The following is a 21,040-nucleotide window of genomic DNA, read 5'->3' on the forward strand; positions in this document are numbered from 1 at the left end:
AAATATATAAGGAAGGAGTTTTTTTATGAGAAAACAGTTGTTAAAGAAAACGGCAGCATCTGTATTGTCTCTGGCAATGATTGTGTCATCAATGACATTTACGTCACTTAAGATGTCAAAAGATGTAACAGCAGCACCTACAACGTCATCTAAAATGGTATGGAGCGATGAGTTTAACGGGGCATCTATTGATACATCTAAATGGGGATATGAAATAGGAACAGGTTCTAGCGGATGGGGAAACAATGAACAGCAGTATTATACAAACAGGTCTGACAATGCGTATGTTTCAGGGGGAGCATTGCATATCAGAGCCAAGAAAGAGTCTTATGGCGGAATGAATTATACATCTGCAAGACTTAATACCAATGGCAAATTTACATTTACATACGGATATGTTGAAGCAAGAATAGCACTTCCTGCCAGTCAGGGAATATGGCCGGCATTCTGGATGCTGGGAGCTAATATAGGAAGCGTGGGGTGGCCGTCATGTGGAGAGATAGACATTATGGAGGCTATTAACGCAGAAAGCAAAACATATGGAACATGTCACTGGAATTGTAACGGACATGCAGAATATGGCAAGTCATCAGGAAACTTTGACAGGACCCAGTATCATACATACGGTTTACAATGGGATAATCAGTATATACGAATGTTTGTAGACGGAAATAAAATTTACGAGATGTATATTGAAAACAATGCGGGAGATACTGATGAATTTCACAAACCGTTTTATCTGTTATTAAATGTGGCAGTAGGAGGAAACTGGCCGGGATTTTCCATTGACAATAACGCATTTCCGCAGGAAATGAAAGTGGATTATGTTCGTGTATATCAGGATAATCCTTCATATTCAAGTTCATCATCTAATAATGTGGATGGAAATAACACATCTTCAGGTGGAAATTCATCAGGAAATTCAGGTTCAACTTCCACACCATCAAATGGTATGGGAATGAATTATGCAGGTTCTAATTCAGCAACAGCATATGTAAATGATTCAAAGTGGACAGACATTCATTATTCCGTAAATGGCGGAGGACAGCAGAATGTAAGAATGACTCAGTCAGGAAGCAAGGCTACATATACTATTAACGGATTAAATTCAGGCGACAATGTAAAATATTGGTTTACGTACTGCAATACATCAGGATACACAAGGGATACCGAAGCTTACACATATACTCATAAGTCAGGTGGAAGTTCAGGAGGTTCCTCAGGAAACACATCCAATGTAAATTCATCATCAGGGAATATATACATATATCAGGATATTAATTACGGAGGAAGAGTGGCATCCTTAGGTGAAGGCAGTTATAATCTGGCATCATTACAGGCAAAGGGATTTAAAAACGATGATTTGTCATCTTTGAAAGTTCCTTTTGGATACAAGGTAACTTTGTATGCAGATGATAATTTTAGCGGAAGAACAAAGGTTATTACTAATGATACAAGCTGGATAGGAAGTGATTTTAATGATATTACTTCATCAATTAAAGTGGAAAAAGCAAAATATACTATTATAAATAAACATAGTGGAAAAGTTTTGGATGTTTCAGGTTCTAATACAAATAATGGAGCTAATGTTCAGCAATGGGACAGCAACGGAACAAATGCACAAAAGTGGTACATTCATCAAAACAGTGACTATAGTTACACCATTACAAGTGTAATAAATGGTAAGGCACTTGATGTTGATGCATGGTCAAAGAATAATGGTGCTAATGTACAGATGTGGGATTGTGGAAACAGTCAGTCAAATCAGCAGTGGTGGCTGACGGAAGTTGGAGATGGATATTCAAGCATAATAAACAAAAACAGCAACAAGTGTCTTGACGTTTCAGGATGGTCAACGGCAAGTGGTGCTAATGTTCAACAGTATGATTACTATCAGCAGGCAAATCAGCTTTGGAAATTTGTATTAGTTGATTAATTACGTTGCAGAAGCCCCCCTTCAAAAAACGTAAAGTTGATTTGACTGTTTAAGTAATAATTCCCGGAGGCGGTATAACCGCATTCCGGGCCAATAAAAAGAGTGGTTACATGCAATATGTAATCACTCTTTTACTTTAGGTACGTTTTAAGAAAACGTATATTTTATTTAACTACAACTTTGAAGGTAACCTTATTATTGTCAGCCTGATAGCCTCCGTATTCTGAAGCATAGTCGTTAGTATCGTTTACCCATGCGGTAATGTTGTAAGTTCCCGGCTGTGAAAATGTTACATAACCCTCCTTATTGACAGAACCACCGCAGGCAAGGAGATAAACACCGTTATTGCTTCCGGAAATCGGTAAAAGACCATTAGGGTTATAGAAACTGTCACACCATGTAATATCAGAGGTATTTCCGTTGATTTGGAACTGAACACCAAGCTTTTTACCACTGTCAGATGTTACATCACCTACATTATAAACAGTTGCTCCAAATTTGATTTTATCTCCTACGTGTATATCGTTAGAGTAAAAATTATTCATTGTGCCATCAGAATAATATATGGTATTTTTTCCTGTTGTATAATTTTCGCATGTAAGCTGTTTTACAGTGAAATCATATCCACCAACAGTTTCATAGCATTTAAATACATCGTCGAATTTTACTTCGGTAGTTTTGCCTGAATCCAAATCTTTAACGATTGCATAAGCGCATAACTGACCTGTTTGGGTTACCTTTAGGTCTACAGATGTACCGGAAACAAAATCTGTTTCATCCAATGGAGTACGGTATTTATCCCATGGACTATAAGTGATAATTTTTGTGGCAACATTAGATTTATTGACATCATTAACCTTAAAATTAATAGTATCGTTCATCTTAACTTTATTATTCGTATTTGTCAGTGTGTCACTGGTTAGCTTACCAACTGTTAAAGGCTTTGTTTCCTCAACAGTAGTAGTTTCCTCAACAGTAGTAGTTTCCTCAACAGTAGTAGTTTCAGGAACCGTTGTGGTTTCTTCTACCATTGTGGTTTCCTGAGCTTCTTGGACATTAATTCTTAAAGCGTAAGAAAAAGCTATTTTGGTGATTTTACTTCTTACTCTTGCCGTGAGATAATATATTCCAGGATCATCAAAGGTCATAGTTGCAGTATTTCCGTCTGCAAAATCGTAAGATTTATATTGATAATAACCTGCTGTAACGGCAGATATACTGATTTCACAATCGGATGATTCCTTTAAATTGGCAGTAATGGTTACAGGTTCACCTACAGCAGGATTTGCATTTGATATATCCCATGATTCTACTTCAAAAGGAGTATTAGGAATAACTGTTACAGTGATTGTAAACTTATTGTTTGAAGAGAATCTTCCACCTAATTCATCAGGAAAATCATTTGTGTCATTTACCCATGCAGTAATTTTATATGTTCCCGGTTCAGAGAATGAAAATGTTCCGTTACCATTGTTTGCACCACCGTTAGATGTCAATTCAACACTTTTATGTGCATCAAGTCCTGATTTGTTTACATAACTATCGCTCCATACATTAGGAATATTAACGTTATTGCCATTTTCATCAGTGATGGTGTAAAGAACACCTAATTTGGTATTATCCGGTGCTTTTCTACAACCTACGTTTTGCACTGTTGATGTTAGACTGAGAATATCACCTGTGCTGATAATATTTTTATCATCAGAAGTAATTGTGTGATTTGTGTATTTTAAATCAGTTACTTTAAAGTCATATCCATCACATAAATAATTTATGAATGGTAAAGCTTGTGAATTATTAGATAGTTCTTCTTTAGTGCACTGAAAATTTCCTACCATTCTATTTTCGTTATAATCATAAATGTAAGCATTATTAAGAGAGGTATATCCTTCCTCGTTGCCGGAATCAACTACAGTTAATTCATAATAAAAATCATTAAAATTGCTATGGTTAATTTCCGGAATAAGTACACCTAAATCATATGATAAGGTTCCGTTAGATTCACCTGTAATAAAACCACGACAATAAAATTTCTGAGATTTAGATTTACGCAGATCAGATTGACTATATGTATAAAAAGGAACTAAATCAACTTTAAATTTCTGTTCTGTATACTTTGAATATGCAGTAAGCTCTAAAAATGAATCATGAAGACAGGCTGAATCCACATCAACTTCTAATTTAATATCAGAATCGCTATTATAAGGTGCTACATTAATGGTGCTAATATTGTCAACCATATTAAAATCCTTTCTTATGGAGTCATAAGTCATCCAACAATAACCATCGTTAGCCCAGCTTTTGCCCCATGAGTTTGCAAATTTGAAAGCCCCCATTTCACCATCGTCAACTTTGCCGTTATAGTTTGAATCAAACCAAATGTTGTCGTCATAACCTACAAAGGTAACACGGTGTGGACCTTGTTGTCCATCTAAACCATAAACAATGCGGTCTCCGGTTAATGCTTTATTTGAAGAACCATTAGAGCTGTCTGTGATTGTTCCTAAATTCCAACTACGTGCATAAGAACTAAAGGACACTATTTTTCCATTTGTCAATAATTTTTTGATTTCTTTTATTTTAGCATCAGCACCAGCACAGTTAAAAAAAGATGCATTTGTTTCATAGGAATAACTTGAAACCCTATAGTTAGTACGATTTGACCATACATCGTTATCTGCATAACAGTTATCAGTAGAAAAATCATAGTTGGTGTCTTTCCATAATGGAACCCCATATGTTTGTAGGACTTCATAACATTCAGAATCATCAATTCCTTCTATACCATTATATGTATCAAACATATTGTATATAGCGTATGGAGAAAATACATTATCTCTTGTGGAAGGAACATTCATTGACTTATTCATTTCATAAGTAAACTGATAATATACCTCAGACATAGCTACACAACAGCCAACCCGCCCCTGATTTTCAATTTCCGGAAAATACGGGCTGGTGCTTAAATCCACGGCTGACGGCATATTACTTTCAGCCTTAACTTCTTTTGGAATGGCAATCGGTGTTATGGCAAGGGTTAATGCCAACAGCGAAGCCATTACTTTCTTAAATTTTTTTCTCATTTTCTAAATCCTTTCCTGGAACGATTTGATTTTTAGGTATCGTGCCAGAGAGTAATTATATATTGAAAAATAAATTACACAATATGGAAAAATCAATTTCGTGAAAATATGGAAGAAGATGTATCTAAAAAAATTAAAAATTAGACAAATTTTTAGTAGACAAAATCTGATTTTGCACAAACTGCACTTAAAACTAGTGCAAAAACAGAAACAATATATACATAATGATGAATACTAAAAAGATAATAAATATTCATGGTTTTTTGACAAAAATCCACAAAAATAAAAATATATTTACTAATTAAAACACTGAAAATACGGTGAATATATAAAAAAAGAAGGAATATAACAATAATTATAATAATGTTTTTATTAAAAATAACATATTATTATTATAAACATAGCATCGATGATTATATTACGGAAAAGTCTGCTGCATTGATGTTTATAGCTTTCAACACAGCAGACTCATATAGTAATTTGATAATATTTTGCAATAATTATTCCGGATATGCCAGACGTTCATTGGTTATATTGCAAAGGACTTCATTGTAATATCTGTTACATACATATTTTGCCATATTTAAATTCATATCCAGATAATTACCACAGTCTTTTGCACAGGCACCGGGAACGTCACCTTCAAAGTCTTTCATAAATAAGTACATTTCCTTTACTAAAGGAAGAATATCCTTAGATGTGTAATCTCCGGCTAAAACCATATAAAAACCTGTTCTACATCCCATAGGACCAAAGTAAAGCACCTTATCTCCGTAATCAGGATGATTTCTTAAAAAAGTAGCACCTAAATGTTCAATGGTGTGAACTTCCGCAGTGTTTAAAACCGGTTCATAATTAGGTCGTGTCATTCTAATGTCAAAAGTAGTTATAACACAGTCTCCGGCAATATCCTTTCGGGACACATAAAGCCCCGGAAGAAGTTTCAAGTGGTCTATTGTAAAACTTGTAATTTTATCCATGAAAAATCTCCTTATATAATTCAAAAATATTTTGACAAAACAATACTTTAATTGTCTAAATAATTATATATTAATTAAGCCTTTACGGTCAACTTATTTACAATATAGCAAATAATTTGCAAAAAATCAGTGACATAATAAATAAATGTGTTAATATAAAAGAGCCGACAAAAATGCAGGAGAGAAAAATGCAGAACAACAATATTAATAATGAAGAAACAAAAGTTCATAAAAGAAGGGTTCGTTATAAGGGAACTCATCCTAGAAAATTTGAAGAAAAATATAAGGAATTAAATCCTGAAAAATATAAAGATACCATTGAAAAGGTAATCAGTAAGGGAAGTACACCGGCGGGTATGCATATTTCTATTTGTGTAAAGGAAATAATAGATTTTTTACAAATCAGGCCGGGACAGAAAGGATTGGATGCAACTTTAGGATACGGAGGGCATACAACGGAAATGCTAAAATGTCTTGAAGGTGAAGGTCATATATATGGCCTTGACATTGACCCTATTGAAATAGAAAAAACAAAGAAAAGACTGGAACAAAAAGGTTTTGATGAGAAAATATTTACTGCGATAAATACTAATTTTAAAAATATAGACCAGGTGGCAAAGGAACATGGTCCTTTTGATTTTATTTTAGCGGATTTGGGAGTGTCATCCATGCAAATAGACAATCCGGAGCGTGGATTTTCATACAAGTATGAAGGCCCTCTTGATTTAAGGTTAAATCCCACAAAGGGAATTTCAGCGGCACAGCGTATTGCAGATATCTCGCTAGATGAGTTAGAAGGGATGCTTATTGAAAACTCTGATGAACCATATGCGTATGAGGTGGCTAAGGCGGTTATTGATAGTCGGAGACGGGAAAAAATTGAAACAACAACCCAGTTAAGAGAGATAATAGAAAAAGCTCTTCAGTTCTTGCCGGCAAAGGAACGTAAGGACGAAATAAAGAAGTGTTGTGCCAGAACATTCCAGGCACTTAGAATTGATGTAAATAGTGAATTTGAAGTGTTATATGACTTTTTGGAAAAATTGCCTGATGCATTAAATCCCGGGGGAAGAGTTGCCATACTAACATTCCATTCAGGGGAGGACAGATTGGTAAAGAAGTCCTTTAAAGCGTTAAAGAAAGCGGGAATTTACAGTGATGTGGCAAATGAAGTTATAAGACCTTCAAGAGAGGAATGTAATATGAATCCCAGAGCAAAGTCCACCAAAATGCGTTGGGCAGTTAAGTTATAAAATATAATTTTAAAAGATATAATGAAACTTTGTTAAATTAGTGATATTATTATAAAGAAAAAGACAAGTTAGAGGAGAGATAAAATGATAGGAGATAAGAAAGTATTATACAGTGCCATGCAGTCAACAGGTACACTTACATTAGGAAATTACCTTGGAGCGTTGGATAACTGGATTAAATTAGCAGATGAATATGAATGTTTTTATGCCATAGCAGATTTACATTCTTTAACAGTTAGGCAGAATCCGGCTGAACTTAGAAAGAGAGCTAAGGACTTATATACATTATATGTTGCCGCAGGTCTTGATCCTGAAAAGAACTGCATTTATTTTCAGTCCCATGTTTCAGCTCATGCAGAACTTGCATGGATTCTTAATTGTTTCACATACATGGGTGAACTAAACCGAATGACTCAGTTTAAGGATAAGGCAGCTAAGCATGCAGATAACATTAATGCAGGTTTATTTACATATCCGTCACTTATGGCAGCAGATATTTTGTTATATCAGGCAGATGTTGTTCCGGTAGGTGTTGACCAGAAACAGCACCTAGAGATTACAAGAGATATTGCTAACAGATTTAACGGAATCTACGGTGATGTGTTTACCATTCCGGAAGCTTATATTGGAAAGTCAACAGCTAAGATTATGAGCCTTCAGGATCCGACAAAGAAAATGTCAAAATCTGATGAAAATCCAAATGCCAGTATTTTGCTTATGGATGATCCTGATACAATTATCCGTAAATTTAAGAGAGCAGTTACTGATTCTGATATGGATATCCGTTATTCAGATGACAAGCCGGGAATACAGAATCTTATTAATATTTATTCCTGCATAACCAACAAGACAATAGAAGAAGTCGAAAAGGAATTTGAAGGAAAAGGATATGGTGATTTCAAATTAGCAGTAGGTGAAACTGTTGTTAGCAGATTAAAACCATTACAGGACAGATTCTATGAATTACAGAAAGAGAAGAAATATCTCGAATCCGTAATCAAGGAAAATGATGAGAAGGCAGCTTATTTTGCAAATAAAACATTAAGAAAAGTTCAAAAGAAAGTCGGACTTACAGAGAAAATTAGATAATGATAAGAAATATTTTAATGGATTTAGATGAAACTATTCTGGATTTTACTAAATGTGAAAATGTGGCAATAGCGGAAACATTTAAGAAAATTGGCATTGAGCCCACTTCCGAAAATGTTAAAAGATACAGCGCTATAAATGACTTACATTGGAAGAGGCTTGAACGTAAGGAAATAACCCGTCAGGAGGTTTTGATAGGCAGATTCAATATGCTTTTTAATGAACTTGGAGTTTCATATTCAGGCGAAAAGGCAAATGAAATATACAAGAAAAGTCTGGGAAATCAAAGTTTCTTTATAGATGGGGCATTAGAGACGGTGAAAGAGCTTTGCAAAAAGTATAATTTGTACATTGTATCCAACGGAACAGCTGTAGTTCAGGACAGCCGTATAGAAAAGGCAAAGTTAGCAACGTATTTTAAGAAGATTTTTATTTCGGAAAAGTTAGGAGTTAATAAGCCTGATGCACGATTCTTTGAACTGTGTTTTAAGGAAATGCCCGGTATAAAGAAAGAGGAGACAGTAATAGTAGGAGACAGCCTTACATCGGATATGTTAGGTGGAGAAAATGCCGGAATTAAAAATATCTGGTATAACCCGAAAAGTCAGAAGAATACTCTTGGAGTAAGCATCTGGCGTGAAATACATAGCCTTGATGAAATTGATGGTATAATAACAGAATGAATTTATATAAAAGCTTATATTGGCAGTTACACTACAGGTGGAAACCCATATAGGCTTTTTATTTAGTTTGATTAAAATTGAATAAATAAAGGGATTTGTTCTACTGAACAAAAACGATTACAAAATAATGACTAAAAAATAAACAATTAAAAGAATTAAAAACGTGCATATTTCACAAAAATATACATAAAACCCTTTTTATCATGTTCATAATAACAAAAAATGTGGAAAGGTTTAACGTTAAATGTTATAATATTGAACACAAATCCTTAATTGGGAGGAATTTGGTTATAAAAATGAAAGAGAGGGTTATTAATGAGAAAAATTTTAAGACGGGCATTAGCAATAGTGTTAACGGCAGTAACTATTGTTCAGCCTATGGCAGGTTATCCCAGCATAGCTAAGGCAGCAGATGATAATGCTTCAATCAGCATTAACGGATACCAGATTAGTTCTATAGTTGAAGGTTACAGAACTATTTACACATTAAGTGATTCAAAATCACAAGTAGCTGTAAACAGCGATGGTTCAGCTAAGGTTGGGCTTATTTATGGTATTGGCGATAGTGTAAGCAATGCTGATACTGATTTGGTAATTGGTAATGTAGGTGGCAACATTATTAATAGTAGTGCCAGCATTACCGGAAAAAGTGATATCAATTATAGTAAAGATTCTTCAGACCAGAGTTATGTAATGACAATGAAGTTTGGAGATGGTGTATCAGCAGCATTTTATAATGCAAAAATTTATATAAGAGCATATGCACAGCTTAAAGATGGTTCTTACATATATAGTAATGCAAAGTCTCTTACAATTTACAAACTTGCAGATTATCTTTACAAGAACATTATGATGAGTAATGCTCAGGGACATAGTTATTTATATGACAGCATTTTGTCTGTTACAAACAGCTCATATAAGGAAGTCAGCTATGATTGGAACCATGCAATTGTTCCGGCAGAAAGTTCAACTCCTAAGCCTACAGTAGCACCTACAGAGAAGCCAACAGAAGCTCCTACAGTAGCACCTACTGAAAAGCCAACAGAGGAACCTTCATCAGAAACACCTGTAAATCCTGATCCGGATGATCCTGATGAAATTACAAATCTTTCTAAGGGAAAGACAGGAACAGCATCATCTACAGTTCATACATTCGTTGCAGCTAATGCATTTGATGGAAATACAGATACATATTGGGAAGGTTCAGGCGCTAATCAGACATTATCAGTTGATTTAGGTGCTGATGCAACACTTTCATATATTGTTGTTAAGTTAAATCCAAGCAGTGCATGGGGCGCAAGAACACAGAGAATTGAAGTGTTAGGTCATACACAGTATGCTACAGAATATACAACATTAGTTGCAGCAGCAGATTATAAGTTTGATCCTGCATCAGGAAATCAGATTAAAATTCCTGTAACAGGAAAGGCATCAGATGTTCAGCTTAAGTTTGTATCTAATACAGGTGCAGGCGGTGGACAGGCAGCTGAAGTAGAAGTATACGGTATTCCGGCTGATAACCCTGACTTTGTTATTACAGGATTAACAGCTAACAAAACATCTCTTTATGAAAATGAAGACCTTATTCTTTCAGCTGTAGTTAAGAACAGAGGAACATTAAGCTCAAAGGCTTCAACTATTACATTCTATCAGGACGATAAGAAGATTGGTACATCAGATGTTAAGGCTTTAGCGGCAGGAGAAAGCACAACAATCAGATTTAGTGCAGGAAACCTTGATGTAGGCGAATATGCTATATCAGCAGTTGTAGATGAAGATAACAAGGTTATTGAAAAGAGAGAAGACAATAACTTATTTGCAATGTCAGGCAAGGTAACTGTTAAAGAAGTAGAGAGCGTAGATATTGTTCCTATAGCTTCCTGGTCACCTTCAAACCCTGGTATTGGTGATGAGGTTAACTTTACAGTAACTGTATCTAACAAGGGAAATCAGAACACGGCTGATTCAAACAGAACAGTTACAGTTAAAATTAAAGATGAAAACGGAAGTGTTGTTAAGACATTATCAAGTGTTGTTTCAGGAAAGATTAGTGTAGGCGAAAGCATTACAACAGATTTAGGAAAATGGACAGCAGCTGATGGCAAATATACAATTGAAACTTCTGTAACAGCTGATAGCGGAGAGCTTGATGTTAAGCAGAAAAACAATACGGTTTCTTCTTCATTGTATGTAGGACGTGGAGCAAACATGCCGTTTGTTACAGTTGAAGCAGAAGCTTTAAGCAACAAGACAACAGGTACAAGACTTGCACCAAACAGAAAACTTGCAGATTATGCCGGTGAAGCTTCAGGACGTTCAGCAGTATTACTTGATTCAAATGGAGAATATGTTGAGTTTACACTTCCATCAGCAACAAATGCAATTGTTCTTCGTGCTTCTATTCCAAAGGGAACAAACGGAACAGTAAGTGTATACGCTGACAATAAAAAGATTGGTAAAATTAATCTTACAACAGATTATTCATATCATATGGGTTCACCTTCATCACTTGGTCAGTTAGGATACAGTGACAGTGGAGATACAGCATATTGGTTATATGATGATGGACAGCTTCTTTTAGACAAGACATATCCAGCAGGAACTAAACTTAAGATTCAGAAAGATTCTGATGATGTTGAGTGGGTATACTGCGATATGGTAGAATTTGAAAAGGTTGCAGCACCATTAGAAAATCCGGATCCAAGCAAGTACTTAGATGCTTCAAATTATCAGACATTAGAAGCAGCTGTAAACGCAGCACGTATGAGCAGCACGTATACAGGTGTTTATATCCCGGCAGGTGAATGGACAATGACAGGTCAGATTACATTATACGGAAAAGCACTTGATATTGTAGGTGCCGGAATGTGGTATACAAAACTCGTTCCTGCAGGATCAAATGGTAGTGCAGGTTTTTCAATCCAGAGTGGAACAGACGGAACAAAGATTCGTGAATTATCTGCTTGGAGTAAGAGAAGAAACAGAAGTGACGGACCGGAAGGTAAGTTCATTAATACAGCAGCAGGAGTAAATCATATTACAGTTGATAATGTTTGGATTGAACATTTTACATGTTTATATTGGGGACAGAATGCTTCATACAACACATTCACAAATTGCCGTATGAAGAACACATTAGCCGATGGTATTAACATGACAAACGGTTCAAACTACAACGTAATTAGTAACTGTTACGCAAGAGGTACAGGTGATGACTCATTCGCATTATTTAGTGCAGCTGATGCAGGCGGAAGCATTAACACAGGAAATGCTTACTCTAACCTGACAGCAGTTTGTGTAAGAAGAGCAGCAGCGTTTGCTATTTATGGTGGTGAAGACAACACATTCAAGAACCTCTATGCAGCAGATACACTTACATACCCTGGTCTTACAATTAACAGCTATTCATTTGGATACCAGGCATATGGATTTGGAAGCAAGATGACATATGTTGATGGAATCACAATGGACAGATGTGGTGGAGATTACTGGACAAGCGTTGGTTCAGATGACCATATTAATGATTATCAGAACTTCGGTGCTATATGGGTATACTCAGGTGATAAGGAACTTAAGAACATCACAATGAGCAACATTGATATTAATGATCCTACATACTTCGGTATTATGATTCAGACAATGTACTCAGGAAGTGCTCTTCATACAATGAGCAATGTAAACTTCAAGGATATTACAATTAATAATCCGGGAAGATACGGTATTAAGTTTAACATTCGTGCAGAGCAGGGACAGGGATCTGTTGTAGGTTCATTCAACTTTGACAATGTTAACGTAAACAATCCGGGAGTTCAGTCAATGTATGGATTAAGCGGATGTCCTGATTGTACAGTTACAAAGACAAACTGCAACTGGTAAAACAGTAAATAATGAAATAATAAAGAAAATGGTTTGGAGCCTTAAAAAGCTTCAAACCATTTTTGCTATAATTGGAATAATGTAATCGTAAAATAGAGATAAGTTTTATTGGCAAGCAAAATGAAAAAATAGGCAGTTGGAAAATGAAAAATTCATAATCCAACTGCCTGAAATTCTTCTAAGATAAATATCACGTTCCCAGGTATGAAAAGTGCATATAATCTTTACGGTTACCCCAGAAACCACGGCTGAATCCGTATTTATTAAGGATAGAAACTAACTTACATTTTAAAGGTATGGAGTATCTGCTTTTTTTAGGCTTCCAGAAGGAACCGGCTAAAACCTGTCCGTTGTCTATCATATAGTTTTCATTTGAATTAATATCAAAAGCAGTTCCAATGCAGTGTTCTGATGCAGAACCCTTTCCACGCCAGTTATAGCAACCTATGTCATGAATAGGAAATCTTTCTTTGGATTTGTAGATTTCCTTAAACATCTGCTTAACAGATGGAGCGAGGTTTTTATGAACTCTGACGTAGAATGTACGGGTAAACTTTTTGCCTTTTGAATTTACATCCCAAACCTTGATTTTTACTTCCTTCATGTTTTTACCTGCTTTTGAAGCTGTAGAATACCATGTATTTTTACTGTTCCCAAACAGTCTGTGAATACGACTTTCGTAGGATTCGTTGGCATATGTAAAATAATCACAATATTTCTCATAAATTGAAGGCTCAACGCTAATAAGATTTTTTCCGGAAAGCTTTTTATAACCATAGACCTTATAGAAGTATGCAACACCGTTTTTTAATTTTTTATGGGTGAGACTTGTAGTGTTTTTATTTGAAATGGTTTTTAACTTTTTGTACTTTCCATTATATTTAGTTGAGTAATATACAATATAGCCGTCTGCATCAGAAAGCTTTTTCCATGTCAGTGTATTGGTAGACTTTTTCTTAGAAACAGCTTTGGTAATGCGGGTGGCATCAATTGTTGCCTGACCATATTTATAGCCTGAAAATGAACCATAATAGGTTGTGTCAAGATATGTTACATAAGGTCTTACCTTGTAATAGTAGGTTTTGCCAACAGTCAGGTTTTTGTCAGTAAAAGAAAGCTCTGTTGTAAAATCGTAGAAATAATAGTGGTCATTTTTAATACTTTTAATTAAAGTGTAGGTGCCATTTGGAGCATCGCTTCGATACAAACCATAGCCCTCGGCATCATCAGAAATATTGAAAGTAATCTGCAATCCGTGAGATTTAACCGGCTTTACCGACTTAATGTATGTTGTATTAAGGGGAATAGTAGCATGAGCAAATGCCGGTTCGCTGTACACATCTTCATAATTATCATCGTATTTAACAGTAACTATTTTATAATAATATGTAACCTGGGTATAAGGGTTGTAATCTGTGAAATGAGTAGTATATACAGTATCATAATAATCATATTCACCATCCGGTGTAATGGAACGGTATATCATAAAGTATTCATAATCACTATTTTTTACATTCCAGTCAATACTAATGTAATAAGTTGATTTATCAGCAGAAACATTGGTTATAATTGGTGTGTAATCCTCTGGCAGGGTATCTGCATATACAGACACACCCTTAAATGAAGCAAGACATAAAATAATGCATGCTGCAAACAAAAGTTTATGCCTTAAATTTTTAATGAAAGTTGACATTTCTTATATCCTCCCTATATGTTATTTTAAATATCAGTGATAGTAAAAGTGTACCACAAAATAACAGTTAATGGGATTTTTTGTTGGAAAATCTGTACATAAGATAGTCAGCAGCAACAATAAAGGCATTTATGGCTAATAAAATTCCCATTAAAACCAATATATAGGAAAGGCATTTAAAGTAACCGATAGTTTCATAGTCAAGAAAAAAGTAAGGATATTTAGGCACCGAAAGAAATGCTGATGGGGCATTGCAGCAGCATCTTGTTATAAAGCATAAAATATAAAAAAGAGGAAAGGCAAGCCAAGTAAAAATATGGTAAAACTTAAAATATCCTTTAGGCTGGAATAAAATCCAGTCAAGGACATACATAAGGGGGGACACGTAATGAGCCAGAAGGCTTTCTAACGGAATACTGAAAAGTCCTTTAACATATATTGGATATACAACGCGGCATTCCGCAAAATGATACACTAAAAAAGTGCAGATTATGCAGGAAAGCCCCATACCCTTAAAATACATCATAAGCCTTGTACGCTCATCTTTTTTTGAAAAATGTTTAATAAGCAAAAGGCACATAACCACGAGACAGAATATATTACTTTGAATGGTAAAAAAACTAAATTCGTGTGTATTGTAGTTTTTATCATTTATATCAAAATGTATAATTATCCCAATAAAACTTACAATAATAAATGTTATTCTATAAATTAATTCAAAATTTGTCTTAATAAAATCTTTCATAAAAATCACCCATTAATATTATTAGCTTTATATAAATTACAATAACAGTTAATTTTTTGAAAAATTAGCATTAAAAATATTAACAGTCAGAAGTTTTCCGGGAAAACTTGAAGAAATGTGTGGGATATAGTAGAATATAAAAGTTAAAGTGGGCTCAGTATACAGTTGATTCAAGATACTAAGACTTATAAATTTTATCAGGAACTGAGGATAATAATTAAAAGATGATTTTAAAAGAAAATGAATTGGATTTGGATACATATTTAAAATTGAGACAGGAAGTAGGCTGGAAAAAATTATCCAATGAACAGGCACAATGTGCCATAAATAATAGTCTTATCACAGTTGTGGCATATGATAACCATAAGCCTGTAGGAATGGGAAGAATAGTGGGAGACGGAGCTGTTATCTGCTATATTCAGGATTTAATAGTTATTCCATCATACCAGAAAAAAGGTGTTGGAAGAATGATTATAGACAGGCTGGTTAAATTCGCAAAGGATATTAAATTTCAGGACACGGAAATTATGCTTGATTTAATGTGTGCAAAGGGCAGAGAAGAATTTTATAAAAAATGTGGATTTACAGCCAGACCTAATGAAAAATTAGGTCCAGGCATGATTATGTATTTATAGAAGATACCATAAAAACTGATTTTATTATGTGAGGCAGTAACATGAATATATATTTAATTAGACACGGAAGACAGAATAGCAGGCTTTGTAATGTAGATGTGGAGCTGTCAAAGGAAGGAAGAGAGCAGGCAGATTTGCTTGGAAAAAGATTAGAAAAATATGATATAGATGCTGTTTATTCAAGTCAGCTTATTAGGGCTAAGGAAACTGCTGATATTATTAATTCTCATCTGAACAAGCCGAGATTTATTGATGAGAGATGGCAGGAAGCTGATTTCGGCGGAATGACAGGATTGTCTAATGAAGAAATGAAGGAAAAATACGGAGACTATCTTGAAAATCGGGCAAAGATGATAGAGGATATGCCATACCCTGATGGTGGTGAAAACTGCCGGATGGTATTTGAGCGTTCCTTTGAAGCTTTGAAGGATTTAATAAAAGAGCCTTATAAGAATGTTTGCGTAGTTACCCATGGAGGGGTTTTAAGAGCATTAATTACAGGAATTATAGGTGCAGATTACAAAAACTGGCTTACTATTGGCAGACAAATAGAAAACTGTAGTATTTCACATATTTTATATGATGAAAAAATGGGTACATTCCACATTGAAAGATTAAACGATTTTGCTCACTTTGAGGATAAAGATTATCTTTTAAGAAAACATTTTGGAAGTGGATTTTTTAACATGAAGGACATAAAAAAATAAATTTAAACAGGAGAAATCATGGCATCAAATAATTATGATGGAAATAGTATTTCCGTTTTAGAGGGATTAGATCCGGTAAGAAAAAGACCGGGAATGTATATAGGAAGTGTTGGAACAAAGGGACTTAACCACCTTATTTATGAAATAGTGGATAATTCGGTAGATGAGCATTTAGCAGGCTATTGTTCCGAAATAAAGGTCACATTGGAAAAAGACGGCTCTGCAACTATTGTGGACAACGGAAGAGGTATACCTGTTGACTTAAACGAGCAGACAGGAAGACCGGCGGTAGAAGTTGTATTTACCACCCTTCATGCGGGAGGTAAGTTTGGAGACGGGAACTACAAAATATCCGGTGGACTTCATGGTGTTGGTTCATCAGTAGTTAATGCACTTTCCCTTTGGTTAGAGGTAGATGTAAAGCGTGATGGTAAAATATATAACCAACGTTATGAACAAGGAAAAATCAGTTACGATTTAAAGCAGGTAGGAACCTGTAGAAAAAATGACACAGGAACAACTGTAAGATTTTTCCCTGACGGAGAAATTTTTGAAAAAATATATTTTAAGGCGGATGCCATAAAAAGCAGATTACATGAAACAGCATACTTAAATCCGGAACTTACCATTGTTTTTGAAAACAAAAGGGTAGGGGAAGAAGAAACAGTAACTTTCCACGAGGCTGACGGTATAAAGGCATTTATCAGTGACATGAATAAAGATAAGGAAAAGGTTACTGATATTATTTATTTCAAAAAAGAGTCAGACGGAATCGAGGTAGAAGTGGCTTTTCAGTATATAAATGAATTTACGGAGAATATCTCAGGATTTTGTAATAACATTTATACTCAGGAAGGTGGAACTCACATTACAGGGTTTAAGTCAGTTTTAACTTCCACTATTAATCAGTATGCAAGGGAGCTGGGAATATTAAAGGAAAAGGATAATAATTTTACGGGAGCTGATGTAAGAAACGGCTTGGTGGCTGTTGTGGCAGTAAAACATCCTGACCCTAGATTTGAAGGACAGACCAAAACAAAGCTGGACAATCCTGATGCAGAAAAGGTTACAAAAAACATTACAGGGGAACAGCTTACATTGTTCTTTGACAAGAATTTAGAAACTTTGAAAAATGTTATTTCCTGTGCGGAAAAGTCTGCCAAAATCAGAAAGGCAGAGGAGAGAACCAAAACAAATCTTTTAACAAAAAGCAAGTTCTCCATTGACAGCAACGGAAAATTATCTAACTGTGAAAGCAGAAAGCCGGAGGAATGTGAAATATTTATAGTGGAGGGTGATTCCGCCGGAGGCTCTGCAAAAAGTGCCAGAAACAGAAGAACTCAGGCAATTATGCCTATAAGAGGAAAAATCCTGAACGTTGAAAAGGCTACAATGGACAAGGTTTTGGCAAATGCTGAAATTAAAACTATGATAAATGCCTTTGGCTGTGGATTTTCGGAAGGCTATGGAAATGATTTTGACATAGACAAGCTTAGATTTAACAAGATTATCATTATGACTGATGCCGACGTTGACGGGGCACACATTGATACTCTTTTGCTTACATTTTTCTATAGATTTATGCCGGAACTTATTACCCACGGACATGTTTATCTGGCAACACCACCTCTTTATAAGGTAGTGCCTAAAAAGGGTGAAGGCGAATATTTATATGATGACAAGGCATTGGAAAAATACAGAAAGAATCATAAGGGATTTACATTGCAAAGATATAAAGGTTTAGGTGAAATGGATGCAGACCAGCTTTGGGATACCACACTTAATCCTGAAACGAGAATATTAAAACAGGTTGAAATAGAAGATGCAAAAATGGCAAGCGATATTACAAGTATGCTTATGGGAAGTGAAGTTGCACCAAGACGTGAATTTATTTATACCCATGCCACTGATGCAGAATTGGATATTTAGGAGATATTATGGCTGAACAGATAATAAAAACAGAGTATTCGGAAATAATGCAGAAAAGCTACATTGATTATGCAATGAGTGTAATTTGTGCAAGAGCCCTTCCGGATGCCAGAGACGGACTAAAGCCGGTACAAAGACGTGTGCTTTATGCCATGGATGAGCTGGGGTTAAATTATGATAAGCCTCACAGAAAGTCAGCACGTATAGTAGGTGATACCATGGGTAAATATCATCCTCATGGTGACAGCTCCATATACGAAACTCTTGTAGTTTTGGCTCAGGATTTTAAAAAAGGCATGGCGTTAGTAGACGGTCATGGTAATTTCGGCTCCATAGAAGGAGACGGCGCTGCGGCAATGCGTTACACAGAGGCAAAGCTAAAGAAGTTTACACAGGATGTGTATTTAGCTGACCTTGATAAAGACGTTGTTGATTTTATGCCAAACTTTGATGAAACAGAGAAGGAACCGGTGGTTTTACCTGTAAGAGTTCCAAACCTTTTGGTAAATGGTGCCGAGGGTATTGCAGTAGGTATGGCAACTAACATTCCTACCCATAATTTAGGGGAAGTTATTGATGCAGTTATTGCCTATATGGATAATAATGATATTACCACTGAACAGCTTTTAAATATAATGCCGGGACCTGATTTCCCAACAGGGGGCATTGTAGCTAATAAGTCAGACCTTTTAGATATTTATAAAACAGGTGTAGGTAAATTAAAATTACGTGGAAAGCTTGTTTATGAAAAAGGAAAAGGCAGGGAAAAAGACAGACTTGTGGTAACGGAAATTCCATATACCATGATTGGAACAGGAATCAGCAAGTTTATATCAGATGTTATTGATTTAGTTGAAACAAAAAAGACAACGGATATAGTGGATATTTCCAATGCCTCTGACAAAAACGGCATGAGAATTATCCTTGAACTGAAAAAAGGTGCAGATGTTGAAAAATTAAAAAACATGCTGTACAAAAAAACTAAGTTAGAGGACACCTTTGGTGTGAATATGCTAGCCATTGCCGATGGAAGACCTGAAGTAATGGGACTTAGAAGCATTATAAAGTACAATGTGGATTTCCAGTATGATTTGGCTACAAGAAAGTATACTACATTACTTAATAAGGCATTAGAGCAGAAGGAAATTAAGGAAGGTCTTATAAAGGCAACTAATATTATTGATTTAATAATAGAAATAATAAGAGGATGCCAAAGCCAGAAGCAGGTTAAGGAATGTCTTGTTACGGGAAAAACAGAGGGGATTAAATTTAAGCATCCGGAATCTGAAATACTTGCAGGAAATTTATGCTTTACCGAAAGACAGGCTCAGGCTATTTTAGACCTTAGATTATCAAAACTTATTGGTCTTGAAATTATGGCTCTCCAGAAGGAATATGAAGAGTTGGTCAATAAAATCGGTGAATATGAGGATATTCTTGGTAGCAGAAAGGTAATGACTAAGACTATCAAAAAGGATCTTCAAAAAATTAAGAAGGAATATGACGTTGAGAGACGTACATTAATTGAAGATGGAAGGGAAGCTGTTTTTGATGAAAATGCCTTTGTAGAGCAGGAAGTAGTTTTTGTTCAGGACAAGTTCGGTTATGCCAAATTACTTGATCCGGCAGCATTTGACAGAAACAGGGAGTCAGTAACTACAGATAACAAATATTATTTTAACTGTATGAACACTGATACGATTTGTATTTTTACGGATAATGGAAATGTTCATCAGATTAAGGTAGCAAAAATTCCAACTAAAAAAGTCAGGGAAAAAGGTGTACCTATTGACAATCTGGGAAATTACAGCAGTGAGGGAGAAAGCATTGTTGCTTTAATGTCCTCTAATATGATAAAAGACAAAAAGCTATTATTTACCACAAAACTTGGAATGATTAAGTTAGTAGATGGAAGTGAATTTGAAACTAACAGAAAGACAATGGCTGCCACAAAACTTGGAAAAGATGATGAGCTTGTGTCTGTAAAGATTACAAGAGTATCAGAAAGAGAAGCGGTACCGGATGACTTTGAAATGCCTGTTATGCTTTCAGGTGGTTCAGATGACTTTGAATCATTAGATTACGAGCAGATGGAATTTGGTCAGATGGACAATATGGTGGATGTGCCTGTGGAAACTGAGCTTAGATACACAAGAGAAATTCTTGTGATACAGACAGAGGAAGGCATATTCTTAAGATTTCCAATTAAGGAAGTCCCTGAAATGAAAAAATCTACATTAGGCGTTAAAGGTATAAAACTTAATGCAAATGATTATGTTTCCAATGTTTACCTTCTTGATGTAGGCGATAATGAAGTGGTAGAATATAAAGGAAAACAGGTGGATTTGAGAAAGTTAAAAATTGGAAAACGAGGAACCAAGGGAGTAAAAGTAAGACGCTAGTAAGTGTCTTTTAGTTAGGACAGTTAGAG

Annotated in this window: 13 protein-coding genes; 9 read left to right on the plus strand and 4 right to left on the minus strand. The window is 35.2% G+C overall.

All coding sequences use genetic code 11. The features are described 5' to 3' along the window. Positions 1–25: 25 nt before the first annotated feature. Entirely contained in the window at positions 26–1,936 is a 1,911-nt protein-coding gene (locus H8S00_RS09225; protein WP_118589381.1) for an RICIN domain-containing protein, read from the plus strand. A gap of 164 nt (positions 1,937–2,100) precedes the next feature. Here H8S00_RS09225 and H8S00_RS09230 read toward each other — a convergent pair whose 3' ends face one another. Both H8S00_RS09230 and H8S00_RS09235 read right to left on the minus strand, forming a co-directional pair. After that, the gene (locus tag H8S00_RS09230) at positions 2,101–5,019 is read right to left on the minus strand and encodes a C1 family peptidase (protein WP_118589380.1); all 2,919 of its coding nucleotides are present in this window, start codon (positions 5,017–5,019) and stop codon (positions 2,101–2,103) included. A 500-nt stretch (positions 5,020–5,519) separates the two neighbouring features. Further along, entirely contained in the window at positions 5,520–5,999 is a 480-nt protein-coding gene (locus H8S00_RS09235; RefSeq protein WP_118589379.1) for an S-ribosylhomocysteine lyase, read from the minus strand. Between the two features lie 188 nt (positions 6,000–6,187). Between H8S00_RS09235 and rsmH the strand changes: the two genes are divergently transcribed. The 4 genes from rsmH to H8S00_RS09255 all read left to right on the plus strand — a co-directional run bounded on the left by rsmH (position 6,188) and on the right by H8S00_RS09255 (position 12,900). After that, positions 6,188–7,252 (plus strand): 16S rRNA (cytosine(1402)-N(4))-methyltransferase RsmH, encoded by a 1,065-nt coding sequence (gene rsmH, locus H8S00_RS09240; protein WP_186840445.1) that lies wholly within the window; start codon positions 6,188–6,190, stop codon positions 7,250–7,252. Between the two features lie 84 nt (positions 7,253–7,336). Next, entirely contained in the window at positions 7,337–8,341 is a 1,005-nt protein-coding gene (gene trpS, locus H8S00_RS09245; RefSeq protein ID WP_186840446.1) for a tryptophan--tRNA ligase, read from the plus strand. Beyond that, the gene (locus H8S00_RS09250) at positions 8,341–9,024 is read left to right on the plus strand and encodes a YjjG family noncanonical pyrimidine nucleotidase (protein ID WP_186840447.1); all 684 of its coding nucleotides are present in this window, start codon (positions 8,341–8,343) and stop codon (positions 9,022–9,024) included. Before trpS ends, H8S00_RS09250 begins: the two co-directional genes overlap by 1 nt. A 315-nt stretch (positions 9,025–9,339) precedes the next feature. After that, positions 9,340–12,900 carry a CARDB domain-containing protein gene (locus tag H8S00_RS09255; RefSeq protein WP_186840448.1) on the plus strand — a complete coding sequence of 1,187 codons (3,561 nt, stop codon included), beginning with the start codon at positions 9,340–9,342 and terminating at the stop codon, positions 12,898–12,900. A gap of 190 nt (positions 12,901–13,090) precedes the next feature. On the opposite strand, the gene H8S00_RS09260 is transcribed toward H8S00_RS09255, so the two are convergent. Beyond that, the gene (locus tag H8S00_RS09260; protein ID WP_186840449.1) at positions 13,091–14,593 is read right to left on the minus strand and encodes a M15 family metallopeptidase; all 1,503 of its coding nucleotides are present in this window, start codon (positions 14,591–14,593) and stop codon (positions 13,091–13,093) included. Positions 14,594–14,660: 67 nt separating this feature from the next. Beyond that, a complete protein-coding gene (locus H8S00_RS09265; RefSeq protein ID WP_021953774.1) occupies positions 14,661–15,338 on the minus strand; it encodes a Pr6Pr family membrane protein in 678 nt (225 codons plus the stop codon). A 224-nt stretch (positions 15,339–15,562) separates the two neighbouring features. Between H8S00_RS09265 and H8S00_RS09270 the strand changes: the two genes are divergently transcribed. From H8S00_RS09270 to H8S00_RS09285, 4 genes are read left to right on the plus strand one after another with little or no spacing between them, the layout of a single operon-like run. Further along, a complete protein-coding gene (locus tag H8S00_RS09270) occupies positions 15,563–15,973 on the plus strand; it encodes a GNAT family N-acetyltransferase (protein ID WP_118589373.1) in 411 nt (136 codons plus the stop codon). A gap of 41 nt (positions 15,974–16,014) precedes the next feature. Then, entirely contained in the window at positions 16,015–16,680 is a 666-nt protein-coding gene (locus tag H8S00_RS09275) for a histidine phosphatase family protein (RefSeq protein WP_186840450.1), read from the plus strand. An 18-nt stretch (positions 16,681–16,698) separates the two neighbouring features. Then, positions 16,699–18,609, plus strand: a complete 1,911-nt coding sequence (locus H8S00_RS09280; protein ID WP_021953777.1) for a DNA gyrase/topoisomerase IV subunit B — start codon at positions 16,699–16,701, stop codon at positions 18,607–18,609. A gap of 8 nt (positions 18,610–18,617) precedes the next feature. Next, positions 18,618–21,011: a DNA gyrase/topoisomerase IV subunit A gene (locus H8S00_RS09285; protein ID WP_021953778.1), complete on the plus strand. Its 2,394-nt coding sequence runs from the start codon at positions 18,618–18,620 to the stop codon at positions 21,009–21,011. Positions 21,012–21,040 lie beyond the last annotated feature (29 nt).

The sequence above is a fragment of the Eubacterium segne genome (genome assembly GCF_014287775.1).
Classification (GTDB): domain Bacteria; phylum Bacillota; class Clostridia; order Lachnospirales; family Lachnospiraceae; genus Eubacterium_G; species Eubacterium_G segne.

What these genes read in the sequence shown, in the direction of transcription:
- H8S00_RS09250 (WP_186840447.1), top strand. Translation starts at nt 8,341, where the DNA reads ATGATAAGAAATATTTTAATGGATTTAGATGAAACTATTCTGGATTTT.
- H8S00_RS09280 (WP_021953777.1), top strand. Translation starts at nt 16,699, where the DNA reads ATGGCATCAAATAATTATGATGGAAATAGTATTTCCGTTTTAGAGGGA.
- H8S00_RS09275 (WP_186840450.1), top strand. Translation starts at nt 16,015, where the DNA reads ATGAATATATATTTAATTAGACACGGAAGACAGAATAGCAGGCTTTGT.
- H8S00_RS09285 (WP_021953778.1), top strand. Translation starts at nt 18,618, where the DNA reads ATGGCTGAACAGATAATAAAAACAGAGTATTCGGAAATAATGCAGAAA.
- H8S00_RS09235 (WP_118589379.1), bottom strand. Translation starts at nt 5,999, where the DNA reads ATGGATAAAATTACAAGTTTTACAATAGACCACTTGAAACTTCTTCCG.
- H8S00_RS09265 (WP_021953774.1), bottom strand. Translation starts at nt 15,338, where the DNA reads ATGAAAGATTTTATTAAGACAAATTTTGAATTAATTTATAGAATAACA.
- H8S00_RS09255 (WP_186840448.1), top strand. Translation starts at nt 9,340, where the DNA reads ATGAGAAAAATTTTAAGACGGGCATTAGCAATAGTGTTAACGGCAGTA.
- H8S00_RS09270 (WP_118589373.1), top strand. Translation starts at nt 15,563, where the DNA reads ATGATTTTAAAAGAAAATGAATTGGATTTGGATACATATTTAAAATTG.
- H8S00_RS09225 (WP_118589381.1), top strand. Translation starts at nt 26, where the DNA reads ATGAGAAAACAGTTGTTAAAGAAAACGGCAGCATCTGTATTGTCTCTG.
- H8S00_RS09230 (WP_118589380.1), bottom strand. Translation starts at nt 5,019, where the DNA reads ATGAGAAAAAAATTTAAGAAAGTAATGGCTTCGCTGTTGGCATTAACC.
- rsmH (WP_186840445.1), top strand. Translation starts at nt 6,188, where the DNA reads ATGCAGAACAACAATATTAATAATGAAGAAACAAAAGTTCATAAAAGA.
- H8S00_RS09260 (WP_186840449.1), bottom strand. Translation starts at nt 14,593, where the DNA reads ATGTCAACTTTCATTAAAAATTTAAGGCATAAACTTTTGTTTGCAGCA.
- trpS (WP_186840446.1), top strand. Translation starts at nt 7,337, where the DNA reads ATGATAGGAGATAAGAAAGTATTATACAGTGCCATGCAGTCAACAGGT.